Genomic DNA, 14,115 nt, shown 5'->3' with positions numbered 1-14,115 from the left:
AGATCTTGTAAATGACCCATGTGTTTCATCGCTCTCCGAAGAGCGTCCTTCCCGTTGCGGTGCAGGGGAGTGGCGCCTACGTCACGGATGACAGCGGCAAGCGCTATATCGACGCCTGCGGCGGCGCGGCCGTCTCCTGTATCGGGCATGGCGACATGCGCGTCCAGGAAGCCATTCAGCGCCAGATGGCCGAGATCAGCTACGCGCATACGAGTTTTTTCACTTCGCACGCGGCCGAAGCCCTTGCCGATCACCTGTGCGATGCGACGCCGCTGCCGCTCGACAAGGTCTATTTCGTGGGAAGCGGCTCCGAGGCGATCGAGGCGGCGATCAAGATGGCGCGCCAGTATCATCTGGAGCGTGGCGAACCCTCGCGGAAGCTGGTGATCTCCCGGCATCAGAGCTACCACGGCAACACTTTGGGCGCGCTGTCGGTCGGTGGAAACCCGCCCCGGCGCAAGCCCTACGGGCCGTTTCTGCTCGATGAACCCAAGATCGAGCCGTGCTTTGCCTATCGCTACGCCCGGGACGGGGAAAGCGCGGAAGACTATGCGCTGCGCGCCGCAAACCTTCTGGAGGAAAAGGTCCTCGAGCTTGGCCCGCAGAACGTCGTCGCGTTCCTGGCCGAGACGGTCGTTGGCGCCACGGCTGGCGCCGTTACGGCCGAGGCCGGGTATTTCCGCCGTATCCGCGAGATTTGCGACCGCTACGGTATTCTTCTCATCCTGGATGAGGTGATGTGCGGCGCGGGGCGGACCGGGAGCTTTCTCGCCTGTGAACAGGAGGGTGTCGCGCCGGATATCCTCACGCTCGCCAAGGGGCTGGGCGGTGGCTACCAGCCGATCGCGGCCGTGATGTGCACGGACAATGTCTATCGGACCATCGTGGAGGGCAGCGGCAGTTTCGTGCATGGGCACACCTATTCCGCTCATCCGCTTGCCTGTGCGGCCGCGCTCGCGGTCCAGCAGGTGATCCGCGACGATGACCTGCTGGCGAATGTCGTTGCGCGTGGCGCACAGCTGCGCGACCGGCTCGAGGCGCGTTTCGGCAATCATCCCCATGTCGGCGATGTGCGGGGGCGCGGGCTTCTCCAGGCGATCGAGCTGGTCGAGCATCGCGACGACAAGACGCCCTTTGCATCCCAGCGGCGTATCGGCGCGCAGATCAAGCGGGAAGCCATGACGCTCGGGCTGATGGTGTACCCGGGCGCCGGCACCATCGACGGCGTGTCCGGCGATCACGTGCTTCTGGCGCCGCCTTATGGCGTGGACAGTGAGACGGTCGACCTCATTGTGGAGAGGCTGGGATACGCGGTGGATGCAGCCGTGGCGGGCTGAGCGCGCTTCGGCGCGTGCCGTCTCGGAGGTCCCGGCCGGGCGCGCTGAAAATGCGGTCAAATGCGTCGCTATAGAAAAATATCGTTTACATTGCCACATGTGCTGCATATTTTTCGGAAATGGATGCAATTGACACGAAAATCATCGATCTCCTTTCTGCCGACGCAAAGCGGTCGCTGGCCGATATCGGCGCGTCTGTCGGGCTGTCGCCGTCCAGTGTGAACGAGCGTGTGCGGCGTCTGACGGCCTCCGGGGTCATTCGCCGCTTCACCGTCGATCTGGATCCCGTCCAGACCGGCATGCAGACCCTGGTCTTCGTCTGGATCGCGCTTCGCGACGATGCGGACGAAGATGCGTTTCGCGCCTACGCGGCCGCGCATCCCCTCATTCTCGAGTGTCACCACGTCACCGGCGCCTGGTCCTACCTGATCAAGCTGCGCGTGGGCGACACGACGCGGATCGAGCCGTTTCTGGCCGACCTCAAGTCCCGCCGTTTCGTCGGCCGCAGCGAGACGGTCCTGGCCCTGTCGTCGCCTGTGCCCGGCGCCCTTGTCAGGAAAGACGACGCCTGATGGACGGGATACTGTTTTTCAAAAGCCTGTTTCTCGGGTTGGCGATTGCGGCGCCGCTTGGACCGATCGGCGCGCTTTGCATTAACCGCACGCTGGAAAGCGGCTTTGCCGCAGGCGCGGCCGGGGGGCTGGGAACGGCGCTGGCCGACGGCGTCTATGCCATTCTGGCGGCCGCCGGGTTTGCCGCCTTCGCCTCCGCGCTAACGGCGATCGACACGCCGCTTCGTCTGCTGGGCGGGGCCTTCATGCTCTGGCTCGGCTGGCAAGGTTTCGCGCCGAAAGTGCCGGGGGCGACGCCACGGGTCGCCTCCCGCGATCTGGTCGGGACGACGGCGACCACCTTTCTCCTGACGATCACGAACCCGATGACGGTGTTGTCCTTTGCCGCACTCTTTGCCGGATTGGGGCTTGCATCGACCGCCACTGCGGCCGACGCCGCGCTGGTCGTGGCCGGCGTGTTTTTCGGGTCGATGCTCTGGTGGAGCCTGCTGAGCGGTGGCGTCGCGCTTGCCCGTCATCGCCTTCCACCCGCCTTTGCGCAGTGGATCTCCCGTCTGTCCGGGATCGTGCTGATCGGTTTCGGCCTCTGGGCGGTGTCCTCGGCATTCATGTGACGCCAGCTCTGCTGCGGGAGCCGTCCTGCGCTTCCTGAAGCAGGTCGTATCTTCGTTTCAATTCATCGGATGTCTTTCCCACGGTCCCGCCGCGGCAGCGGATCGTGTCGTTGCCCATTGCAAATTTGTCTAAGTCAATTGTATAAAGCAATTGACTTTGCCGTCGTGAACGGCGTCGGACTGCAATGAGGGAGGGGACCATGATCAAGATGAACAGGCTCGCGGCGATGGCGGGGGCCGTATGGCTCGCCGGCACAGCGATGGCGAATGCGGAAACCCTGCGCTTTGCCTATGGGCACCCGCCGGGGTCTTACTTCGATATCGGCGCAAATGTGTTTGCCGAGACGGTCAAGGAAAACTCCGGCGGCGCGTTGAAGGTGCGCACCTTTCCGCTCTCCTTGCTCAATCTCATGGAGACGTCCGACGGGATTTCCTCGGGTCTGGCCGACATCGGCGCGCTGATGACCACGCTGTTTCCCAGGGAGTATCCCCACGCCAACCTGGCGATGGAAACCGCGATGATCCTGTTGCAGGAGGAGGACCTTTCGCAGGAGATGCAGGGTGTCCTCTATGGCGCCGCTATGACGGATTTCATCATCAACGACTGTCCGGAGTGCCACCGGGAGTTCGCCGCCCGGAACAATGTCTTCACGGTGGGAACGGCTTCAACGCCCTATTCGCTGAATTGCACGAAGCCGCATGTCGAGCTGTCGGACGTGAAAAACGCACGCATGCGCATCTCCGGGTCCTATTGGGCGCGCTGGTCGCAGGCCATGGAGGCGTCGCCGGTCACGGTGTCGGGCAACGAGATGCTGGAAGCCTTGAGTCAGGGCCTGATCGATTGCGTCGTCCTTTCGGTTCCCGATGTCTACAATTTCGGCATGGGCGATCTGGTGACCGACATCACCACCGGCGTTCCCGGTGGCATCTATGTCGCGTCCCTGGCGCAGGTGAACCGGAACACCTGGGCCGGTCTGAGCCTGGACAAGCGCGAGGCGCTGCTGCGCGGAGCGGCGACGGCGGCGGCAGAGATCTCGATGAAATACGAGAACGGCTTGCAGGAGTTGAAGGAAAAATCCCGCAACGGCGAGATCAAGGCCCGGTTTCATCAGGCCGCTCCCAGCCTGGTCGAGGCAACGCGCGGTTTTGTCGACACGGACATCGACACGCTCGTTGGCTACTACAGGGAGACCTTCGGCGTCAGCAACGGAGAGGAAACCGTCGCGGCGATGCGCGCGCGGGTTTCCGAATGGCGCGGTCATCTTGACGGCGTTTCGACTGCGGAGGAGCTCGCGCAGCTTTACTGGGACGAAATCCTGTCCGACGTCGATCTGGCGACCTACGGGCAGTAATCGATGTCCGGGGCCGCCTGCGTCGAGCCGGCGGCCTCCCCTTGATGGCGGCGGAGCAGAGAATGAAGATTGAACGACTGGACAGGGTCGCGCTCGGCGTGCGCGACATCGGGGAAGCTGCGGGGTTTTTCGAAGGGTTGCTGGGCATCCGCTTCGATGCGCCGCTGAGCGACGACAAACTCGGGATGGATGCCCGCTACTCGCGCGAGGGCCTGGAACTCGTGGCAGGCCACCCCGGATCCGTCGTCGAGAAATTCACAAGGACGCGCGGCGAGGGCGTCTTCTGCGTCGTCTTCAAGGTCTCCGACATGGACGCGGCCGTCAGCCACTTTCGCGACCACGGGCTGGAGCCGGTGAACGACGTGACCTTCGGCGCATTGCGGGAGGTCGCGTTTCATCCCGCCAAGGCGCATGGGCTGCAGATTGTGCTTGCTGCCTACCCGGAGCCCCATCCTGCGACGGCCGCGGCCCAGGAAGACTAACCTCGTACCCTCGGTTGGAAAAAAGCGATGACGACAGCCCTGGAAGGACTGCGTGTCCTCGACCTCGGACGGCTGGGCCCGTCGGCGATGGCCTCGATGTATCTGGCGGACTTCGGCGCGGAGGTGACGTCGATCTCCGCCGACACCGGCGTACGCCGGCCTGCGCCGGAGGATGATATCTGGAGTTTCGAGGCGCAGATGCACCTGATCTCGCGTGCGTTGAACCGCAACAAGCGCAGCCTGACGCTGAACCTGCGCGTTCCAAAACAGCGCGAGACCTTCCTGGCGCTCGTGGCCGAGGCCGACGTCGTGATCGAGGATTTCCGCCCCGGCACGGCGCAGCGCCTCGGGATTGCCTATGAAACGTTGTGCGCCGCCAACGAACGCCTGGTGTATTGCGCTTTGTCGGGTTACGGGCAACGCAGCCCCATGGGGGACCAGGGCGGTCATGACCTGAACTTCATCGCCAAGGCCGGACTGCTGGATCTGATCGGCTCAAGTGAAGCGGCGCCGCCGGTCATCCCGCTGTTTTTTCTGTCGGATTTCGGTGGGGCCGCGATGCACGCCGTCAGCGGGATCCTGCTTGCGCTCCTGGCGCGCGACAGGCTTGGCAAGGGTCAGTTCGTCGATATCTCCTTTCTCGATACGGCGATGGGCCTTGCCAATCCGCTGGCCTTTCACCTGTTGAACGGCGGCGCGGACTTGCGCCGCGGCGGGTTGCTCTATTCGGGCAGCTATCCGCATTACGCGCTTTACCGTGCCAGGGACGGTCGCTATGTCGCCGTCGCGTGTTTCGAGCCCTGGCTCTGGAAACGGTTCTGCGCCGCGATCGGCCTGCCCGGTCATGGCGAGGCGGATCTGCTGGATGCGGACACGGCCGAGCGCGTGAAGGCCGATGTCGCGGCCGTTCTGGCCACCGAACCCGCCGACCACTGGGAAGAAACGCTTGGTCCCCAAAGCGTGTGCGTGACCGCCGTGCAATCGCTGAACGCCATGCTCGGGAGCGGCCACGCAGCCGCGCGCGGCATGGTCGCGCAGACGACGCATGGCGTTTACGGGACCGAACGCCATCTGGCCAACCCGATTTCCTTGTCCGCCACGCCCGCCGCCGTTCGCCGCGCCGCGCCTGTGCCGGGCGAGGACGAACCCGATCCATCGCAGACTTCCGGGGAGGAGCCCGCCACATGATTGCATCCATCCTTGCACGCCAGAGCGACCGTTTCGCCGACAAGACAGCCATTCGATGCGGGCCGCTGGAGGTCACTTATGGCCAGCTGAACGCCCGGGTCGCGGCCACCGCCGAGCGCCTGGGCGCCTTGGGGGTCGGCGAGGGCGACAAGGTCGCGCATTTGAGCTTCAACGACATTTCCTTCTTCGAGCTGCTCTTTGCCTGTTCGCGATTGGGCGCGGTTCTGGTGCCGATCAATTTTCGCCTCGTTGCCGATGAAATTGTCTATCAGCTCGCGAACTCGGAAGCCGATGTCGTCGTTCATTCCGCCGATTTCGGCGAGATGGTCGAGGCGGTGAAGCCGCGCGCCGATGCCGTTCGCCACTGGGTGGAAAGCGGACCGCAGGGGCTGGCGCCCGATGCCGCGCCGCAAGCGCGGCAAGGGAACGAACGGCGGGCGCCGGACGCCTGCCTGCTGATGATCCACACCTCCGGCACGACCGGGCGCCCCAAGGCCGCGATGCTGTCGGAACGCAACCTTCTGGCGACGGCGCAGAACCAGATCGCGGACTTTCCGTTGACGCGAGACGACATCACGCTGACCTGCGCGCCGATCTTCCATGCCGGAGGGTCGCTGATCTGTACCTTGCCGCTGTTGCTGATCGGCGGAACCGTCATTCTCCAGAAGCACTTCGATCCGGGCGAGGTCGGCCGTCACCTTGTCGAGGACGGGGTTACCTGCATGTTTGCAGCACCCGCGATGTGGCAGGCGCTGATCGGCGAACTGGAGGAGCGCGGTGCCACCGCGCCGTCCTTGCGGCTTTGCCTGTCGGGCGGCGCGGCCGAGACGGAACGGTCGATGCGGCTGTTTCGGAAGATGTTCGGCGTTGCCCTCATGCAGGGGTATGGCCTGTCGGAATGCTCCTCGACATCGACCGTGCTGCGCGCCGAGGATGCCGAGGCGCGTCTGGGGTCGGTGGGCAAGCCCATGATGACCAACCGCCTGCGCATCGTGCATCCCGACGGTCGCGACATCGCGCCGGGCGAAGTCGGCGAAATCATCCAGAGCGACGACACCGTCATGCTGGGCTACTACAAGGACGAGTCCGCCACCCGGCAATCCATCCGCGACGGTTGGCTGCACACGGGCGATCTCGCAACGATCGATGAGGACGGGTTCGTCTATATCAAGGGCCGGCTGAAGGAGATGATCATCTCCGGTGGCGAGAACATCTATCCGGCTGAGATCGAACAGCTCCTGAACACGCATCCCGGGATCGCCGACAGCGCGGTCGTGGGCGTTCCCGACGCCCGGTGGGGCGAAACGCCGATGGCCTTCGTCGTGCCACGGCCGGGTGAGGATCTCGACCCGTCCGACGTCATCGGATTTTGCAAGGCGCACCTTGCGTCCTACAAGAAGCCGTCCCGCGTGCTCGTTGTCGACGCCTTGCCGCGCAACCCCTCCGGCAAGGTCAAGAAGTTCGAGCTGCGTGCCGGTATCGCGCCGCAGGATTGAAAAAACGCGCCCCGTTCGGGGCGCGTTTTTTCAGAGCGTGGGCGGAGCACCGGGACGCCGATTTCAGTTCATGTCGTCGAAATCGACGGTGACCTGGCTGCGCAGGTCTTTCTTCGAGATCTTGCCGGTGGCGGTCATGGGCAGGCTGTCCACGGTGATGACGGCATCGGGCATCTGCCATTTGGCAAGATGGCGTCCCATATGTGCCAGCAGATCGGCCTCGTCGATGCCCTTTTCCTTGTCGGCGGGAACGACGGCCAGAACCGGACGCTCGTCCCATTTGGGGTGCGGCACCGCGATGGCCGCCGCCTGGGCGACCGAGGGATGGGCGGTTGCCAGGTTTTCCAGGTCGAGCGAGGAAATCCATTCGCCGCCGGATTTGATCAGGTCCTTCGTCCGGTCGACGATCTGCAGGCGGCCGGCGCTGTCGATGCGCGCGACGTCCCCGGTGCGGAACCAGCCTTCGGCGTCGAAGGCAGCCTTGGAGGCGTCCGGCGCGTTGAAGTATCCGTTGACCACGGCCGGGCCCCGCACCAGCAATTCGCCCTGCGCCTTTCCGTCATGCGGTTGCGGCGTGCCGTCTTCGCCGACGATTTTCATGTCGAGGCCGAACAGGCGTTTGCCCTGGGGAACGGCATTGTCGATCCGCTCCTCCCGGCTTGCGCCGGCAACGGGGCGGGTGCAGGTGCCGATCGGACTCATCTCGGTCATGCCCCAGCCGTGGATCGTGTGGATGTCGAAGTCTTCCAACGCGGAGATCATTGCCGGCGGTACGGCGGAACCGCCGATCAGCAGCATCTCCAGGGTCTCCGGCTTGCGTCCGCGCTGCCTGATTTCCTCGATCAGGCCGGCCCAGACGGTGGGCACGCCCCATGCCCCGGTCGTGCCGGTTGTCTCCATCAGATCGAAGAGGCTTTTGCCGTCGAGATGCGGGCCGGGAAACACAAGGTCGGTCCCCGAAAGCGGGCAGGCATAGGGCAGGCCCCAGGCGTTGACGTGAAACAGCGGCACGACCGGCAGGATGCGCTTTCCGCTGCCGAACGCCTGCGGGATCCCGAGAATGGCCGACATCGCATGCAGCACGGTCGAGCGATGGGAGTAGAGCGCGCCTTTCGGATCGCCGGTCGTGCCGGATGTGTAGCACAGGCCGGCCGCCGCCGTTTCCGGAAGGTCCGGCCAGTCGATGCTGTCCAGGTATCCTTCGATCAGGCTTTCATAAGCCAGCACGTTCTCTGCACAGCTGACTGGCCGGTGCGCCTCGTCGGACAGGAAGACCCGCTGCATGCCGACCGGGAGGTGCTGCGCCAGCCCGTCGACCAGAGGCGCGAAGGTCAGATCGAAGAACAGTGCCCGGTCCTCGGCATGATTGACGATCCAGGCGATCTGCTCGGGGAACAGGCGCGGGTTGATCGTGTGGCAGACCGCGCCGATGCCCGCGATTGCGTAATAGAGCTCGAAGTGGCGGTATCCGTTCCAGGCCAGGGTCGCGACGCGGTCGCCAGGGCGAATACCCATGGCGCGCAACGCGTGGGCAAGGCGCGCGATGCGCTTCGATGCCTCGGGCAGGCTGTAGTCGTGCAGGCCGCCCTCGACGGTGGAGGAAACGATCCGCGCGCCGGCGTGAACGTCGGCCGCGTAGTCCATGATCGCCGGAATCGACAATGCGCCTTGCATCATCTGTCCGTCCAGCGGCGGCGTGTCTTGGAACGTCGTCATGGTCTGTTTTCCTTTTCGTTTCTGGAAGAAAGGGCAGGCCGGACCGCGGGTCAGCCGTCGATAAGCTTGAGGGGAAACAGGACGAGGTCCGGAAAGGCGATCAGGAGGCCGAGAACGAACAGGTCCATGAGGAGGAACCAGCCGATGCCGCGGAAGATCTGGCTGGTGGTCACGAGGGGGCCGACGACGCTCTTGATGACGAAGACGTTCATGCCGACGGGCGGTGTGACCATTCCGATTTCAAGAAGCTTCGTCAGGATGATGCCGAACCACACCAGGTCGAAATTCGCTTCCCCGATGATCGGCAGCACCAGGGGAAGCGTGAGCAGCATGGCGCCGACCGGCTCCAGGAACAGGCCCAGAAACAGATAGAGAACGACCAGGCCCAGCATGATGATCACGGGGTTGGAGGTCGTCGCGATGACGAGGTCGCTGAGGTAGTCGCCGGCACCGGAAAAGACCAGGAAGCGGGTCAGAACCGTGGCGCCGACGCCGATGATGATCATCGTCGAGGTCGTGAGAACGGTGTCGGATATCGCCATCAGGAAAACCCGCGGCGACAGGGTTCCCTTGGCAAGGGCCACGATGGTTGCCAGGAACGCGCCGATGGCGCCGGCTTCGGTCGCCGTGAAGGCCCCGCCGAACAACCCGGTGAAAACGCCCAGCATGATCAGGGCGATCGGCCAGCTGTCGCGCGTCATGACGATGCGCTCCCGGACCGGTAGACGCTCGCCGCTACGCGGGGCGAGCGCCGGGTTCAGCGCGACGCGGATCCAGATGACCGCAATATAGCCGAGCGCGGTCAGGAGACCGGCGGTGATGCCCGCGATGAACAGGTCCGTAACCGGAACCTGTGCGATCACGGCGAAGATCAGCATGATCACGGAGGGCGGGATCAGGGCGCCGATCGTGCCGGCGACCGCGACGGTTCCCGTGGCGAGCTCCGGATCGTAGCCGGCCTTGGTCATTTCCGGCACGGCGATGCGCCCCATCGTCGCCGAACAGGCGATGGACGAACCGGAGACCGCGGCAAAACCGGCGGAGCCGAGAACGGAGGCGATTGCGAGGCCGCCGGGCAGACCCTGCAACCACACCCGCGCCGCCCGGAACAGGCCCTCGGTCAGCTTGGCGTGATGGCACAGGAAACCGAGCAACAAAAACATCGGAACCGCGCTCAGAACCCAGCTTGCCGCGAAATTGAAGGGCAGCAGGCCAAGACTGCTCCAGGCGACGTTCCAGCCCGCCAGAAGATAGAGCCCACCGAAGGACACGCCGATCATCACCAGCCCGATCGGCAGGCGCATCGCGATCAACACGAACAGGAGCGCCAGTCCCCCGAGGCCGATTTGAATGTCCGTCATGTCACACGCCTCCCGCCTTGCGCGCCCCGGGGCGGGGGAGGCTGCCGGTCAGGAACTGGAGGAAGCGCAGCGCCACCAGAAGGGTCATCAGCCCCGCTCCCAGCGGGAGTGCGAAATGGGCCGGCCAGGTGTCGATCGATGTGGTGCCCTGGACCTGCGAGGCCCCGATCCGCATCTGGTTCACCGCTTCCTCGAAACCGCGCACCGTGAGCGCGCCGGTGACGAGGCCGGTGAACAAAAGCCCCCATCCGCCGATCTGCCGCGAGAGGCGCTGCGGCAACAGGTCGGTGACAAGCTCCATCTGGATATGCGCGCGCTGCAACTCGGCGAAAGCCAGCGGCACGAACGCCACGATCACCATGTAGTAGTAGCTCACGATGGTCAGTGTGCCCGGCAGTCCGGTGCCGGTCAGATATCTGAGAGCGACATCCGCCGTGACATGAAGCATCATCGCGACGATGGACAGGCCGGCGGCGATGGAGACCGCCTTGATTGTCCCGGCGAGAATCCTCTCGGCCCGGCTCCAGAAACCAGATGTTCCGGTGTGGGGGTCCGCGTCCGGCTCTTTGCGCATGTGTCGTCCTCCTGTGTCGGGCCGCGTCAGGGCCGGGACGGGCCGGCCGGAATGCAGCGGTAGGCGGCATCGATCAGCGTTTGCCCGCGCGGGTTCAGCAGGAAGCCGGGCCCCATCTGCGTCATGGTGTAGGCCATGGAAAGATCCGCCACGGGATCGCGAAATCCGAAGGATCCTCCCGCCCCGACATGTCCGAAAGCGTGCGGGGGAATGAGGAAGCTGTCGCCGCGTGAGGCGTGTCGTGGGCCGCCGCGGTTGTCCATCCGCAGCATGAAGCCCGGCCCAAACCGCGTCGGCTGCAACAGCATTCCGTCCCGGTGCGTGGCGGATGTGGCCTGCGCGAAGCTCGCGACCGTCTCGGCGTCCAGTCCCAGCACTCCGTCCGGCTGCATGGCCTCAAAGAGGGCAGCAAGGCTGCGTGCATTTGTGACGCCCGAGGCCGCACCGATCTCGGCGCTGCGGCCGGCCCGTGTGTTGACCCCTTTCGACATCCAGTCGCCGTGATTGAAGAAGAACAGGCTCTGGGGCGATCCGGGGTCGCGCAAGGCCTCGCCGAAGGGCGTCGAGCCACCGCCCTTTTGCGGGATGAAATGCCGGATCTGCGCGACCCGCTCCTCAACCGCGTCGGGCAGGCCGATCCAGAATTCCAGTCCGAGCGGGTCTGCGATCTCTTCCGCGAAGAACCGTCCCAGGCTGCGTCCGTCGATGCGTTGGAGCACCTCGGCGAGGATGAAGCCGCCGGTCACCGGATGATAGGCCGTGGCGCTTCCCGGCGCGAAGACGGGTGTCGCGGCAGCCAGCCTGTCGGCCATATAGGCGTGATCGCACAGGCAGTCCGGCTTGAGTGGTTCCGAGAGAACGGGAAGGCCGGCGCTGTGGTCGAGAACCATGCGCAGGGTGATCCGGTCCTTGCCCTGTGCCGCGAAAGCCGGCCAGATTTCGGCAACCGGCGCATCCAGGTCCACAAGGCCGCGAACGGCGAGAAGGTGCAGGCAAAGGGCTGTCGCCGGTTTGGTGGCGGAAAAGATCACGCATACCGTATCGTCGTGCCAGGGGCGGGGCCTCTTGTCGGTGGCGGAGGCAACACGACCGCCATGGAGGCTGACGACCTCGCGGCCGCGAACCTGCGCATGAACGGCGGCGCCGGCTTCGGCCCCGCCCGTGAAATTGTCGCAAAAGGCTTGCGCGACGGCTTCGAACCCCGGAACGAGCCGCCCCGATACCGACACGAGACCTTCCGCTGTTTCAACCGTGCGCGACCAGGGCGCGGCGTTTGTCGCCATCGCGTGTCCTCCTCCTCCCGTTTCAGCTCCAGCCGACTGTTTTGGTGTCGCGACCTGATTTCCCGAAAAGCGTGATCGGGCTGTTGCAATGCGCGAATGTTATCGTTAAGTCGTTTGCTTGAGCCAATTGACTTCATCGCATACCCAATGTGGGCTGCCCCGTCAATCGGGAAGGCAAGGAGAGATCAATGACAGGTCCGGATCTGACCCAGGTGCCCCAGCTGGATACCGCACTGTTGCGCGAGGGAATCCGGCAGGGAAACATTCCAACCCTGTTGTGCGTGCTCTACCAGATGACGGGCGAAGAACGCTGGCTGCAACCGCCCTACACGCCTGGCAGGTCCCGTGGTCTCGACGACAATGACGATGGCGGCCTTCCCGAGGACATTCAGCAGGAGATCCGCGATGCGGCGGAAAAGGCTGTCTTCGAGTGGATCGGCGGTGCCCCGCTCGCCGTTCCGCATCCGTCGAACGCCACGTTGGCGCGGATGCTTTCGGTCTCGATGAGTGAGCCGGTTCCCGAAAGCTATGGCGAGGTGATCGCGTCCGATCTCGGGCTGGCGGCCCACAGCAAGACGCCGGAAACGCCGTGGCGGTCGGACATGCGGGTTCTTGTCGTGGGGGCGGGCGTGTCGGGGATCTGCGTCAGCGCCAACCTGAAGAGGCTGGGCGTTGATTTCGAGATCATCGAGAAGAACGAGGAGTTCGGCGGCACCTGGTGGGAAAACCGGTATCCCGGCGCGGGCGTCGATACGCCCAACCACATTTATTCGTTTTCCTTCGCCCCGAACGACTGGTCGCGTTACTTCGCGCTGCAAGGCGAACTTCTGGGCTATTTCCGTGATGTCGCCGACCGGTTCGGCTTGCGGGAAAGAACGCGTTTCTCGACCCGGGTCGAGGAAGCGCGGTGGGACGAAAGCAGCCGGAAGTGGGTTCTGCGGGTGCGCGGCGCGGACGGCACGCTGACCACGGAACGCTGCGATATCCTGATGAGCGCGGTCGGTGTCCTGAACACGCCACAGATCCCGGATATCCCCGGCGCGGACACGTTCCCGGGCATCAGCACCCATACCGCTCAATGGCCGGAAGACCTGGATGTGACGGGCAAACATGTCGCACTGGTCGGCAATGGCGCCTCGGGGATGCAGGTGGCTCCCGCCATCGCGGACAAGGTCGCATCGCTGACCATCTTCGCCCGTTCGAAGCAATGGGCCGCGCCGTTCCCCCAGTTTCAAAAGAAAGTGCCCGATGCCGTCCGGCACCTTCTGATGGTCATTCCGCTGTATCAGCAGTGGTACCGGATCCGGCAGTTCTGGACCTTCAACGATCGCATCCACGAGTCCCTGCAGAAGGATCCGAGCTGGCCCGAGCCGGAAAAATCCCTCAACGCAACAAACGACCGGCATCGCAAAATTTTCACGAAATACGTCGAGTCCGAGCTTGGCGATCGCCAGGACCTGCTCGCGCATGTCCTGCCGGACTTCCCGCCTTACGGAAAGCGCATCCTGCTGGACAACGGCTGGTACAGGACCATCACGAAGCCGAATGTGGAGCTGGTTCCCGAACGGCTGTCGCGGATCGAGGGGCGGCAGCTGACGGCGGCGAACGGCGAGCGCTACGAGGCCGACGTTCTGATCTATGCGACGGGTTTCAAGGCGGCCGAAATGCAGTCGTCCTATGACATTGTCGGGCGCAACGGCCAGCGTCTCGCCGATGTCTGGGAAACCGACAATCCGCGCGCCTACATCGGCTCGACCGTTCCCGGCTTCCCGAACTTCTTCACCATTCTCGGGCCGAACGTCGGGCTGGGACACGGCGGCAGCATGATCAAGGCGATCGAGCTGCAGACCTCCTATATTCTCAGCGTCATCACCCGCATGGCCGAGAAGGGGACGTCCACCGTCGAGGTACGTCCCGAGGTCTATGAGGACTACAATCGGCGGATCGACGCCGCGCATGACCGTATGGTCTGGACCCATCAGGGAACGGAAAACTGGTACCGCAACCGGCTCGGCCGGGTGGTGGCGATTTCGCCCTGGCGCAATGACCAGTTCTGGCTTTTGACGCGCGACGCCGATCCGGGGGACTATGTCTTCGAAGGCTGAAACGCGGTCATGGGCCGCGCTTCCCCCATGAGAGC

12 protein-coding genes are annotated in these 14,115 nt (G+C 64.4%); 8 read left to right on the top strand and 4 right to left on the bottom strand.

Features of this window, described 5'->3' with window-relative positions; all coding sequences use genetic code 11:
* Nucleotides 1–11: 11 nt before the first annotated feature.
* The 7 genes from G572_RS0107110 (at nt 12) to G572_RS0107080 (ending at nt 7,041) form a co-directional block, all read left to right on the top strand.
* A complete protein-coding gene (locus tag G572_RS0107110) occupies nt 12–1,337 on the top strand; it encodes an aspartate aminotransferase family protein (RefSeq protein WP_029057878.1) in 1,326 nt (441 codons plus the stop codon).
* A 119-nt stretch (nt 1,338–1,456) separates the two neighbouring features.
* Nucleotides 1,457–1,909, top strand: coding sequence for an Lrp/AsnC family transcriptional regulator (locus tag G572_RS0107105; RefSeq protein ID WP_029057877.1), 453 nt, complete (start codon nt 1,457–1,459; stop codon nt 1,907–1,909).
* Nucleotides 1,909–2,523: a LysE family translocator gene (locus G572_RS0107100; protein ID WP_029057876.1), complete on the top strand. Its 615-nt coding sequence runs from the start codon at nt 1,909–1,911 to the stop codon at nt 2,521–2,523. The genes G572_RS0107105 and G572_RS0107100 overlap by 1 nt, the downstream gene beginning before the upstream one ends.
* A gap of 200 nt (nt 2,524–2,723) precedes the next feature.
* Nucleotides 2,724–3,875: a TRAP transporter substrate-binding protein DctP gene (gene dctP / locus G572_RS0107095; protein ID WP_029057875.1), complete on the top strand. Its 1,152-nt coding sequence runs from the start codon at nt 2,724–2,726 to the stop codon at nt 3,873–3,875.
* A 62-nt stretch (nt 3,876–3,937) separates the two neighbouring features.
* Entirely contained in the window at nt 3,938–4,357 is a 420-nt protein-coding gene (locus tag G572_RS0107090) for a VOC family protein (RefSeq protein ID WP_029057874.1), read from the top strand.
* A 27-nt stretch (nt 4,358–4,384) separates the two neighbouring features.
* Nucleotides 4,385–5,545, top strand: a complete 1,161-nt coding sequence (locus G572_RS22940; RefSeq protein ID WP_051241829.1) for a CaiB/BaiF CoA transferase family protein — start codon at nt 4,385–4,387, stop codon at nt 5,543–5,545.
* Nucleotides 5,542–7,041, top strand: a complete 1,500-nt coding sequence (locus G572_RS0107080) for a class I adenylate-forming enzyme family protein (protein WP_029057873.1) — start codon at nt 5,542–5,544, stop codon at nt 7,039–7,041. Before G572_RS22940 ends, G572_RS0107080 begins: the two co-directional genes overlap by 4 nt.
* Nucleotides 7,042–7,104: 63 nt before the next feature.
* Here G572_RS0107080 and G572_RS0107075 read toward each other — a convergent pair whose 3' ends face one another.
* Genes G572_RS0107075 through G572_RS0107060 form a run of 4 tightly spaced genes read right to left on the bottom strand, consistent with a single transcriptional unit; the run spans nt 7,105 to nt 11,975 of the window.
* Nucleotides 7,105–8,757 (bottom strand): long-chain fatty acid--CoA ligase, encoded by a 1,653-nt coding sequence (locus tag G572_RS0107075; RefSeq protein ID WP_245566167.1) that lies wholly within the window; start codon nt 8,755–8,757, stop codon nt 7,105–7,107.
* 50 nt (nt 8,758–8,807) lie between these two features.
* On the bottom strand, nt 8,808–10,118 hold the full coding sequence (locus G572_RS0107070; protein ID WP_029057871.1) for a TRAP transporter large permease: 1,311 nt from the start codon (nt 10,116–10,118) through the stop codon (nt 8,808–8,810).
* A 1-nt stretch (nt 10,119) separates the two neighbouring features.
* The gene (locus tag G572_RS22935; RefSeq protein ID WP_084649930.1) at nt 10,120–10,692 is read right to left on the bottom strand and encodes a TRAP transporter small permease; all 573 of its coding nucleotides are present in this window, start codon (nt 10,690–10,692) and stop codon (nt 10,120–10,122) included.
* Nucleotides 10,693–10,718: 26 nt separating this feature from the next.
* Nucleotides 10,719–11,975, bottom strand: a complete 1,257-nt coding sequence (locus G572_RS0107060) for a serine hydrolase domain-containing protein (RefSeq protein ID WP_029057870.1) — start codon at nt 11,973–11,975, stop codon at nt 10,719–10,721.
* A gap of 188 nt (nt 11,976–12,163) precedes the next feature.
* On the opposite strand from G572_RS0107060, the gene G572_RS0107055 reads away from it, so the two are divergent.
* On the top strand, nt 12,164–14,080 hold the full coding sequence (locus tag G572_RS0107055; RefSeq protein ID WP_029057869.1) for a flavin-containing monooxygenase: 1,917 nt from the start codon (nt 12,164–12,166) through the stop codon (nt 14,078–14,080).
* Nucleotides 14,081–14,115: the final 35 nt, after the last annotated feature.

Origin of the sequence: Stappia stellulata DSM 5886 (assembly GCF_000423705.1) — a bacterium.
GTDB lineage: Bacteria > Pseudomonadota > Alphaproteobacteria > Rhizobiales > Stappiaceae > Stappia > Stappia stellulata.
This window is presented reverse-complemented; position numbering and strand designations above follow the sequence as displayed.

Excerpts from the sequence above, each read along its gene's own strand:
- G572_RS0107110 (WP_029057878.1), top strand. The coding sequence starts at position 12 with ATGACCCATGTGTTTCATCGCTCTCCGAAGAGCGTCCTTCCCGTTGCG.
- G572_RS0107105 (WP_029057877.1), top strand. The coding sequence starts at position 1,457 with ATGGATGCAATTGACACGAAAATCATCGATCTCCTTTCTGCCGACGCA.
- G572_RS0107100 (WP_029057876.1), top strand. The coding sequence starts at position 1,909 with ATGGACGGGATACTGTTTTTCAAAAGCCTGTTTCTCGGGTTGGCGATT.
- dctP (WP_029057875.1), top strand. The coding sequence starts at position 2,724 with ATGATCAAGATGAACAGGCTCGCGGCGATGGCGGGGGCCGTATGGCTC.
- G572_RS0107090 (WP_029057874.1), top strand. The coding sequence starts at position 3,938 with ATGAAGATTGAACGACTGGACAGGGTCGCGCTCGGCGTGCGCGACATC.
- G572_RS22940 (WP_051241829.1), top strand. The coding sequence starts at position 4,385 with ATGACGACAGCCCTGGAAGGACTGCGTGTCCTCGACCTCGGACGGCTG.
- G572_RS0107080 (WP_029057873.1), top strand. The coding sequence starts at position 5,542 with ATGATTGCATCCATCCTTGCACGCCAGAGCGACCGTTTCGCCGACAAG.
- G572_RS0107075 (WP_245566167.1), bottom strand. The coding sequence starts at position 8,757 with ATGACGACGTTCCAAGACACGCCGCCGCTGGACGGACAGATGATGCAA.
- G572_RS0107070 (WP_029057871.1), bottom strand. The coding sequence starts at position 10,118 with ATGACGGACATTCAAATCGGCCTCGGGGGACTGGCGCTCCTGTTCGTG.
- G572_RS22935 (WP_084649930.1), bottom strand. The coding sequence starts at position 10,692 with ATGCGCAAAGAGCCGGACGCGGACCCCCACACCGGAACATCTGGTTTC.
- G572_RS0107060 (WP_029057870.1), bottom strand. The coding sequence starts at position 11,975 with ATGGCGACAAACGCCGCGCCCTGGTCGCGCACGGTTGAAACAGCGGAA.
- G572_RS0107055 (WP_029057869.1), top strand. The coding sequence starts at position 12,164 with ATGACAGGTCCGGATCTGACCCAGGTGCCCCAGCTGGATACCGCACTG.